This window comes from Victivallis sp. (genome assembly GCF_048170485.1).
Taxonomy (GTDB): domain Bacteria; phylum Verrucomicrobiota; class Lentisphaeria; order Victivallales; family Victivallaceae; genus Victivallis.
On record NZ_DBEXAY010000227.1, the window covers coordinates 1 to 10240 of the forward strand.

The 10240-nt window shown below is 60.6% G+C and carries 8 protein-coding genes; 2 read left to right on the forward strand and 6 right to left on the reverse strand.

The window, feature by feature from the left end:
• Nucleotides 1-258: helix-turn-helix domain-containing protein (locus ACMLHG_RS11825; RefSeq protein WP_417170629.1), on the forward strand; the 258-nt coding region annotated here is incomplete at its 5' end.
• Between the two features lie 24 nt (nucleotides 259-282).
• On the opposite strand, the gene ACMLHG_RS11830 is transcribed toward ACMLHG_RS11825, so the two are convergent.
• On the reverse strand, nucleotides 283-1257 hold the full coding sequence (locus ACMLHG_RS11830; RefSeq protein WP_295806807.1) for an LD-carboxypeptidase: 975 nt from the start codon (nucleotides 1255-1257) through the stop codon (nucleotides 283-285).
• A gap of 77 nt (nucleotides 1258-1334) precedes the next feature.
• Nucleotides 1335-2273, reverse strand: a complete 939-nt coding sequence (locus tag ACMLHG_RS11835; protein ID WP_417170630.1) for a hypothetical protein — start codon at nucleotides 2271-2273, stop codon at nucleotides 1335-1337.
• Nucleotides 2274-2461: 188 nt separating this feature from the next.
• Here ACMLHG_RS11835 and ACMLHG_RS11840 point away from each other — a divergent pair, with 188 nt between their 5' ends.
• Nucleotides 2462-3541 (forward strand): GntR family transcriptional regulator, encoded by a 1080-nt coding sequence (locus tag ACMLHG_RS11840; RefSeq protein WP_417170631.1) that lies wholly within the window; start codon nucleotides 2462-2464, stop codon nucleotides 3539-3541.
• Nucleotides 3542-3556: 15 nt separating this feature from the next.
• Here the strand turns inward: ACMLHG_RS11840 and ACMLHG_RS11845 are convergent, their stop codons facing one another.
• The 4 genes from ACMLHG_RS11845 to ACMLHG_RS11860 form a co-directional block, all read right to left on the reverse strand.
• Nucleotides 3557-5560: an alpha amylase C-terminal domain-containing protein gene (locus ACMLHG_RS11845; protein ID WP_417170632.1), complete on the reverse strand. Its 2004-nt coding sequence runs from the start codon at nucleotides 5558-5560 to the stop codon at nucleotides 3557-3559.
• 20 nt (nucleotides 5561-5580) lie between these two features.
• Nucleotides 5581-7110 (reverse strand): glycogen synthase, encoded by a 1530-nt coding sequence (locus ACMLHG_RS11850; protein ID WP_294435788.1) that lies wholly within the window; start codon nucleotides 7108-7110, stop codon nucleotides 5581-5583.
• Between the two features lie 66 nt (nucleotides 7111-7176).
• Complete coding sequence (gene glgP / locus ACMLHG_RS11855) at nucleotides 7177-9726, reverse strand: alpha-glucan family phosphorylase (protein WP_295806792.1); 2550 nt, start codon at nucleotides 9724-9726, stop codon at nucleotides 7177-7179.
• Between the two features lie 155 nt (nucleotides 9727-9881).
• Nucleotides 9882-10184, reverse strand: a complete 303-nt coding sequence (locus ACMLHG_RS11860; protein WP_294435786.1) for a glycogen-binding domain-containing protein — start codon at nucleotides 10182-10184, stop codon at nucleotides 9882-9884.
• Nucleotides 10185-10240 lie beyond the last annotated feature (56 nt).

Below are 10240 nucleotides of genomic sequence, written 5' to 3' on the forward strand. Positions count from 1 at the left end.
GCCCGCCATGCGGCAATCTCCGAAGTCACCCTCTACCGCCTGATCCGCAAAGGGACCGGCGAGTCGCCGATCAACTGCCTCAACCGGATTCGCATCCGCCACGCCCGGGCACTGCTGTTGAACACCCGGCTGCCGGTTTCGGAGATCGCCGCCGCCACCGGATTCGCCGACAGCAACTATTTCTCACGCTGTTTCCGGAAATTCACCGGACTATCTCCGCGGGAGTTTCGAGAACATCCCCCGCGGGAAAGCGAATAAGCCCCCCCTCCCCGCGTCACAGATTCAGCGGCGCAGCACACCGCCGGCGTCAATCACCACCCGGCCACGCAGGTCGATCACCTGATTGCGCGAAGTGTGTCCATAGGGGAATCCCATGTAGACGGGCACTTTCACCGTCGCGGCGAAATCGCGGACCACCGTTTCCGCCTCGTGGCCGCAACGGCTGAGCGTGCCGAACACCACTGCGGCGCAATTGTCGAAGAAGCCCGCCTCGCGAAGACGGCTGAGCGAAGCACGCACCTGCTCCGGGTGAAAATCCGGAGACTCGATGAAGATCACCTTCCCGGCAGTATCGGGGCGGAAGCGGGTCCGGTTCATCGTCTCCAGCAACCGCAGGTGGCCGGCCAGCGCGAGCCCGGAAGCCTCCCCGCCGCGAATGGGTAGCAGCTGGACCGGTTCGGCCGGCTTCCCGTGCATCGCCCGCCGGAAGTTCTCCAGACTGGGCGCATCCACCGTCAGCAGTCCGAGCAACGAGGGCGCGGCGAAGGGGTGGCCGGCCCGCTCCTTGAGCATGGCCAGCTGCAGGGCGGTGATATCGCTGAAGCCGAGCAGCGGCAGATCGGGGCGGCTCCGCAGTTTTTCCCAATCCACCTTCTCCACCACATCGGGCGTGCCGGTCCCGCCGCGGATGCACCAGACAAGATCCACCTCCGGGTCGAGCCACGCCTGCTCCAGATCAGCGACCCGTTTCTCCACCGCGATGGTCTCGTACCGGGTCGCCGGCTCCCCTTCGCGGGCGTGCGGCATCAGCTTGACACGAATGCCCGCCTGTTTCAACCGGGCAATTGCCCGATCCAGCGCTTCGGAGGAGTTCGCCGGGCAGGCGGGAGCCACCAGGGCGACCGTTTTGATCTGCCCGGGGAAAATTCCCGCCCAGGCGAACTCCTCCGCCTCCTTCGCCTCCGCCATCGACATCATGCCCCCCATCATCACCGCCAGACTCCATCGTACACAGCTCAACCGCAAAATCCGCAACATGTTTCCTCCATTTTCAAAGTCTCGGCCTCCGGCCAACCACACCCCGGATCGCGCTCTCCAACTCTTCGTCCGGCATACTACAAACAGATGATGACGATGCCCGCAATGCCGAGAATGCATCCGCTTTTCTGAAAAAATCCGCTCTTTTCCCGCAGAAAAATTGCGCTGTAGAGAAAAAAACCGACGACGCAGGAGCTCACCACCAGCGGGTATCCGAGCGAACCGGCTCCCGCCTTCGCCAGAAAATCGAGCGCATTGTAGAACAGGAGATAGTTCGCCGTCAATCCCACCGCATTGAGGGAAATCGCAAAAAACAGGATCTTCCGGAACTCCCCCGGTTGAAATTCCGGCCGGGAGAGCGTCCGGGTCGCCGCCACTCCGATCAGCCATCCGCAGAGCATTCCCACCTGCGAAAGACAGGCGCGATAGACACTGCCGACCGACTCGCCGTTGTTCAGGTAGGAAGGGAGATTTGCACAGCACTGATTGAGTCCGCAGAGCAGCATTCCCAGCAGGGCGAAGAGATACCAGCAGTTTTTTCGCGTTTCCGGAGCATTCCCCGCCGCCTTCGTTTCCTTCCCCAGCCCGAACAAAATTACACTGCCGACGATCAGCAGCATTCCTCCGATGCGGCTCGGCGTCGGCTCGACGTGAAACACCAGAATCCCCATCAGAAACGGGAAGAGGATGCCGGCCTGCACCACCGCCCAGACAATGCCGTTCGGCCCGCGCCGCATCGCCGCCCCCATCGCCAGAAACATGAAGTAGTTGAGGATGCCGAATGCAATCATGCTGCAGGCGGTGATCCATTTCGTCCGCGCAGAAAGTTCCGGGGCGTCCTTCATCAGCATCCCCATGGTACAGAGCACGATAACGCTGATCAAGATCCCCGTCAGAGTCTGAAACAGCTGAATATACGGAATGTTCACCCGGTTGCGCGCCGCATAGCTGACAACCACCCCGACCCAGATCCAGCTGATGCCGGTCAGCACCGCAAAAAGAATTCCCGTCGCCATATCCAACCTGTCTCCTGTCGTCTCCGCACCTTCCGGAGGCTCTCCGGTTAAGATAGCCGGATTTTTTCAGAATTCAATTACAAATAGAGATTATAGTGATTATTTCGCCGAAAAATTTATTTTCCGGTTGCAAAAAAGGGAGATTCCGCCTATATTCATGCCGGAACCGGAACGGCGGGAAACCGAAGATGAATTTTGAAATCGATCCGAAAAAAAGTATCCGCTCCCAGATCGTGGAGCATTTCCGGGCGAAAATCCGGAAAGGCGGCCTGAAGCCGGGCGACCGGCTCCCCTCCGCCCGGGAGCTGGCGGGCACGTTCGGCACGGCGGAGTCGAACGTCCACCACGCGCTGGCGGCACTGGTGAAGGAGGGGCTTCTGACCCGCCGCCCGAAGGCGGGAACCGTCGTTACGACGGGGGTGGAAAAACTGACCTGTGCGGCAATCTACCTGAGCTGGCTCTTCATTCAACGCGGAGAAAATTTCACCCGGCTGCTGATTGAAATGCTCGAGGAGAGCTTTTCCGCCCGGGGAATCCGTTGCATGGTGATCTACGACACTCCGTCGCAAAACGGGCTGGAGCAGTTGAAAAAACTGGCGGAAAACCGTCAGATTCAGGGGGTGATCGTCCGCAATCTCACGCCGGATCAGTATCCTTTTTTCGCCCGGCTGCCGATTCCGTTTTCCGCCCTCACCTCCATGCGGATTCCCAACCGGGTCTCCTTCTTCTCGACGGAAACAATCCGAGAGATCGCGACGCGAATCCGGCGGGACGGCATCCGGCAACTCGGCATCCTGGCCGCCAATCAGATTGTGAATCCGGACGGCAGTCCGGAAAACGAAATCCACCAGCAGCTGTTTCAACAGTTGCAGAGACAGCAGCTCCACGTCCGCCCGGAGTGGATCTTCGACAGCAGCCGTCTCGGCGTGGCGAAGGTGCTGGACAGCACCACGTTTGCGTACAATGGATTTCAGGCGATATGGCAGCAGCCGGAGCACCCGGAAGCGTTTCTGCTCTTCTCCGACGATCTGGTCAGCGGTCTGACGATGGCATTCTACCGCTACAACGTGAAGGTTCCGGAGGATATCCGGCTCTACATTCACAAAACGCGGGAGAATGAACTGGTGCTGCCCTTCCCCTGCACTCTGCTGGAGAACCGGATTCACGAACTTGCGGAAACGCTGGTGCAACAGCTGGTCGATCAGAGCGAAGGACGCCCCCCGACTCCCGGCCGGCTGTCGCTCGAAATCCGCGACTGGCGCCCCTGACCGCCCCTCCCCCGGTCAGCGCGGCAGGCGGTGCAGGACCAGCGCAGTACGGCAGGGCAGATAGACGCTGATGACCTCCGCTCCATTTTCATACCGGGAGTAGTAATGCTGACCCGGCTGCCGCAATCCGAAGCCGCCGAACTCCGGCGCATCGGAGTCCAGCACCGTCTCGAATTCGCCCGGCGGAACTTCAAACGCATAGTCCACCAGCGAACGCTCCGGGTGAAAGTTGAAGCAGAACCAGTAGCCATCCCGTTCGAAAATCAGCACCTTCGACTCGTTGTCAATCCGGACCGCCTGCGGACGGGTATGATAAAACTCCGCCCGTCCCGCCAGGGCCAGCATCGCCCGGTCGAAGTCCCGAAGGAAATGAAACCGCAGATTCGGCGCATCCGCCAGCGACCACTGCCGCCGCGCATGACTCAGCGACCACTGATTGCCCTCGCGCGGGAAATCAATCCATTCCGGATGGCCGAACTCATTGCCCATGAAGTTCAAATAGCCGTGCCCGGCCGCCGCCGCCGTCGCCAGACGCACCATCTTGTGCAGCGCCATCGCCCGACCCACCGCGGGGGAGTTCGAACCGATGTGCATCGCGTCGTACATCGCCGCATCCGCAAGGCGGAAAATCGCCGTCTTCCCCCCCACGATCGCCTGATCGTGGCACTCGACATAGCTGATCGAACGCTCGTCACGCCGGTGGTTGGTCAGCTCCCAGTAGAGATGGAAAAGATCCCAGTCCTGATCCGGCAGATCGAAGAGCCGGAACCACATGTCGGTCACCCCCATCGCCATGCGGTAATCGAACCCGATTCCGCCGCAGGGCGAAGAGGAGGCAAGTCCCGGCATGCCGCTCACATCCTCGGCCACCGTCACCGCATCCGGCCGGACCTCGTGGATCACCCGGTTCGCCAGCGCGAGATAGGTGATCGCATCCTCATCGATCTCATCGCCGAAATAGTCCGCGTAGCCGGTGAAGGCGCGCCCCAGCCCGTGATGCAGATACATCATGCTGGTCACGCCGTCGAACCGGAACCCGTCCACCCGGTACTCATCCAGATAGAAACGGCAGTTCGACAGCAGGAAGTGAAGCACCTCTGGCTTGGAATAGTCGAAGCAGAGCGAATCCCAGGCGGAGTGTTCGCCCCGCGCGCCTTCGTGAAAATAGGCGCAGCGCGTCCCGTCGATCCGGGCGATCCCCTCCGCCTCGTTCTTCACGGCGTGGGAGTGCACCAGATCGATGATCACCCGCAATCCGTAGCCATGCGCGGCATCGACCAGCTCCTTGAACTCCTCCGGCGTGCCGAACCGGCTCGATACGGCGAAGAAATTCGCTACATGATACCCGAAACTGCCGTAATAGGGGTGCTCCATCACCGCCATCAGCTGGATGGTGTTGTAGCCGCTCCGGGCAATCCGCGGCAGAATCTTCTCCCGATACTCCCGGTAGGTGCCGACCTTCAGCTCCTCCTGCGCCATGCCGACGTGGGATTCGTAGATCAGCGGCGCCGCAGGCCGCGGCGGAATCGGAGAGCGAAAGCAATAGGGTTCCTCCGGGTGCCACACCTGTGCCGAAAAAAGCTTCGTTCCGGGATCCTGCACCACCCGCCGGACATAGGCGGGAATCCGCGTCCCCTCCCCTTCCGGCCATTCGACATACAGCAGATAGTGCATGCCGTGCCGCAGCACATCCGCGCCGAGCCGGAGCTCCCAGACGCCGTGCTCCAGCCGGCGGAAACGGAACTCCGGCCGCCTCTGCCAGTCGGAAAAATCCCCGATGAGCGTAATCCCGGTGGCGTGCGGCGCCCATTCGCGAATCACCCACGCCCCGTCCCGGAAATGCAGCCCGAAATACTCGTGACCCGCGGCAAAATCCGCCAGCGACACTCTGCCGCCGGTCAGTCGCCGGATGGTCTCCGTCACCTTTGCACTGCGCCGCTCCAGCACGGAACGCCACGGCGCAAGATAAGGATCCCGGCAGAGATCCTCCGGATCGTTGGAAAGCCGCGGAAACCCCATGGCCGCCTCCTTCAGAATTTTCAGCTGATGCTGTGCTGAACCAGCGGACGCGCCAGCATGCTTTCGTAAATCTTGATGTACGCCTGCGCCGTCACGTCGTGGTTGAACCGCTGCCGGGATTCACGCATCACACGGCTGATGATGTTCTCCTTGACCTCGGCCGGCTGTTCGTAGAAGTGCATCGCCTCGCCCACCGCCCAGAGCAGACCGCCGTCATCGTAGGTCTCAAAGCGGAACCCGTTGCCGGTGTTCTTCGCAATGTCGAGCGGATCAACCGTATCGTGCAGACCGCCGGTGTCATGAACCACCGGCAGGCTGCCGTAATACTGGCAGGTCATCTGCGGCAGGCCGCAGGGCTCGAAGAGAGAAGGCATCAAGATGAAATCCGAGGCGGCGAAGGCCAGATGAGACAATCCTTCGTCAAAGTCACAGACCGTCACCCGGTCGTAGAAGTCGTGGAAGGCGACAATATCGCGGAACACCTTCTGATAGCTGCCGTTGGCGACAAAGGCGATCTGAAGGTTCTTCTCCCAGTAACGGTGGACCAGCTCATACAGCACATCCGCCAGCAGCTGGCACCCCTTCTGCACCGGATCCAGCCGGGACGGCCAGAAGAAGAGCGGCGCATTCTGGTCGACCTTCAAGCCGGTCCGCGCCTGGAAAGCGATCTTGTTGACCTGCTTTGCCTGCACATGAGTGTCGGCGTCGAATTTCACCTCCAGATAGGGATCCACCTCCGGCTTGCAATCCTCATCCGGGGAGTTCAGAATACCGGTTGCACAACCGGCATAGTACTTGCCCGCCATTTCCCGGCGGATGTTCTCCGGCACGAAGGAGTGGCGCCCGTCCACCACCTCCTTGAGGAAGGTCGGGCTGACCGTGTTGATGAAGTGCGCGGCAAAGATGCCGCTGGCGAGCTGGTCGACCGGGTTGGTCGAGCGGCTCTCTTCATAATTGATCGGCTGACGTTCATAATAGAGGTTCTGCCAGAAAGGCGCCGCATCGATGCCGCGGTCTTCAATCGCATCGAGCGTCGCCTTCTGGGTGTGGATGTTGTGCACCGTAAAGAGACAGGGGATTCCCATGCGGCGCGCCGCCGCCGGAATCAATCCGGTCATCCAGTCATTGCAGTGGATAAGATCAGGTTTCACCGTCGGGATGATATTGTTGATCACCTCGCGCTGAAACGCCATCGCCTGCCGGAAACTGTCGTCGGAGTAGTTGCTGTAAACCGCATCCCGGTAGTAGAAAATGCGGTCCTCCGCCAGATGGATCCGGCTGTTATGCAGATGGTTCATGTAAACCCGCAGCTCGTCGCTGATGAGTTTACCCACATCGATGTGAAACATTCTCCGGTAGTGCGGAAGCGCGACATGTACGTCGGCCCCCTGACGGAACAGCGCGCCCACCAGAGAGGCGGAAACGTCGGCCAGCCCCCCCGCCTTGGCCCGCAGAATGTTGCCCATATTGCCCATCCCCTCCGGCAGATAGGTGATCTCCGGAGTGACGACCAGAATTCTCGGTTTGCTTTTCTCCTGTCTCTTATGCATTTTCCTCTCCCCCCGCTCCGTCCGCCGCCCGGAACCGGACGGCGGACCGGAACTGTTGCAACACTGTTATTTCGGCCAGCACATGAAGCCGGGGACGCTGTTGTCCCACTCTTTTCCGCTGGCCTTGATGCGGCCGGTCAGTCCGAACCGGCCGGACACCTTACAGGTCACTTCACAGCCGTAACGGTAGTTGCCGTTGCCGAAGTTCTCCAGCACGTGCATCTTCTCCGATACGCTGGAGATGATCTCGTTGTGGGCATTCACGGTCCCGTAATAGGCTTCGACATCGACCTCTTCCGGCTTGAGTTCGCCCAGATAGACGCGGGTCGAGACCCGGAAACGGTCGCCGACATGCATGTTCTCCAGGCTGCCATCCACCTTCGGCTGCTCGATGTAGAGCTTGCCGCCGTCGAAGTTCCGGACATACCGCTCCTTGCGGGCAACCAGCTCACGGGCGTAGGCCGCGTTGTCGGCCGTCAGCTCCTCGTAGGCCTTCGTCGCCGGACGATAGAACATCCGGTCGTAATCCTCCACCATGCGGGTGCTGGAGAAATCCCCGAGTCCGGTCACGATCGACTCCTTCATCCGCTTGATCCAGCGGACCGGGAGATCGCCGCCGGCACGCTCGTAGAAGCAGGGAATGATCTCGTTTTCCAGCAGGTTGAAGAGCTCCTGCGACTCGTAGTTGTCGCGGTCCTCATCCTCCGTGTAGTAGTCGTTCCCCTCGATCGCCCAGCCGTTTTCGCCGTTGTAGGCTTCGGCCCACCAGCCGTCGAGGATGCTGCAGTTGATGACGCCGTTCACCGCGGCCTTCATGCCGGATGTTCCACTCGCCTCCTGCGGGCGGCGCGGCGTGTTGAGCCAGACGTCCACCCCCTGCACCAGCGACCGGGCCATGCCGATGTCGTAATTCTCCAGGAAGAGCAGACGGTCCTGGACGTTCTCGCGCTGCGCGAACTGAATCAGCTCCTGAATCAGCCGTTTGCCGCCGTCGTCAGCCGGGTGCGCCTTGCCGGCGAAGATGAACTGCACCGGCCGGGTCTTGTCCTTGAGCAGAGCGATCAGCCGCTCCGGATTGCGCAGCAGCAGCGTGCCACGTTTGTAGGTGGCAAAGCGGCGCGCGAAACCGACCGTCAGAATATCCGGGTCAAGCACATTCTTCTTCTTGGCGAAAGAGGCCGCGGAAGCATCGTCGGTCAGATAGCGGAAGTTGTTCTGCATCAGGCGGCGGGCCCGGCGGACCAGCGACTGACGGCAGAGTTCGTGCGCCATCCAGAGCTCCTCGTCCGGCAGACTGCGGATGCCGGCGGCCAGCACGGCCTTGTCCGGATTGTTCGCCCATTTCGGGGTCAGGTAGCGCTCATAGAGTCCCCACAGACGGGTGGAGACCCACGACGCGATGTGCACGCCGTTGGTGATATGGCCGATCGGAATCTCCGAAACCGAACGTTGCGGCCAGAGATGCTTCCACATCTCCCGCGCCACCTCGCCATGCAGACGGCTCACGCCGTTGCTGTAGTTGGCCAGCCGCAGACCGAACACGGTCATCGACATCTCGCTGGCATGATCCCGCTCGTTGATCGGAATACCCCAGCGGATGACACGATCCACATTGAGGTGCGCTTCGTTGGCGAACACCTCCAGATACGGACGCACCAGATTGATGTCGAACACCTCGTTGCCGGCCGGAACCGGCGTGTGCGTGGTAAACACATTCGAGCGCCAGACCGTTTCCAGCGCAACGTCCGGCTCATAGCCGACATCGTTGACCAGATGCGAAATCCGCGCAAGCGAAAGGAACCCGGCATGCCCCTCGTTCATATGGCAGACGGCAGGCGAGTATCCCATCGCAACCAGCGCCTTGAATCCGCCGATTCCGAGCAGCAGTTCCTGATGGAGCCGCATGCGCTTGTCGCCGCCGTAGAGCCGCCAGGTCACTTCGCGCAGATCCGGCGGGTTCTGCGGCAGCTCGGTGTCGAGCAGCAGCAGCGGCACATTGCCGACCCACAGCACCCAGACCGCGGCATAGAGATCGCGGTCCACCAGACGGATGCTGATCGTCACCGGTTTGCCGCTGGGGTCGCAGCCGCGCACCACAGGAAGGTTGTGAATTTCCGAAACCGGATAGTGTTCGGTCTGCCAGCCATTGCGGTCCAGCACCTGCCGGAAATACCCCTGACGATAGAGCAGCCCGACCGCGATCAGCGGCAGTTTGAGATCGGACGCGGCCTTCAAGTGGTCACCGGCGAGCACGCCGAGACCGCCGGAGAAAATCCGGATGCTCTCGTGGATGCCGAATTCCAGAGAGAAATAGGCAACCGTCCGCTTGCTGACGTCATCCTGTTTGGGAATCACGCGTTCAAACTCCGCCTGCACCGCACGCAGCTGGCGGATATAACCGGAATCCCGCGCCAGCTCCTCAAGTCTCGCCTGCGGCACCATCCGGAGAAACTCCTTGACACTGCCGGAGACATCCCGCCAGAGATTCGGGTTGATGCGCACAAAAAGCTCGATGGCCTGCGGATGCCAGCACCACCAGATGTTATTGGAAAGAGTTTCCAGAAACTTGAGTTCATCCGGAATCCGGGGAGCCACATTGTAAAGTTGAAGTTCCATAAAAAACATCCGTCTGGGTTATTGTTGTTTCGGAAAAAGCATCGGACATCCCCCGGGGAAGGCCGCCCCCGTCAACACGACAGGCCCCTTCTCCACAGAAAGCCGGCGCCTCATCCGTCGAATTTCATCTCAGCAAGAAATGGTGTAAAAAACTCTCACTTCGCATCGACCACCAGCACGCTGTTGAGCGTGCCGAGCGAATTCGGAGCAAAATTGGGATTGCCCTCATCCAGCTTCCACTCGCCGTCCACGACGAACTTGTACTCGTAGGTACCGGGCTCAAGAAGCATGCGGCAGCTGTAAACGCCGGAGTTCTCCTTGTCGACCAGTTGCTTTTCCGGCTTCCAGCCGTTGAAGGAGCCGGCCACCCGGACATCCTTGCCGGGAGCGTCCTCCAGGATGAAAGTGACACTTCTGCGCGGCGCGCGCGGCGTTTTCGCCATATTTCTTCTCGCCATGATCACACCTCCACATCCAGAATGGTTTTTTCTATTTCTCAAACGGCATCATCACC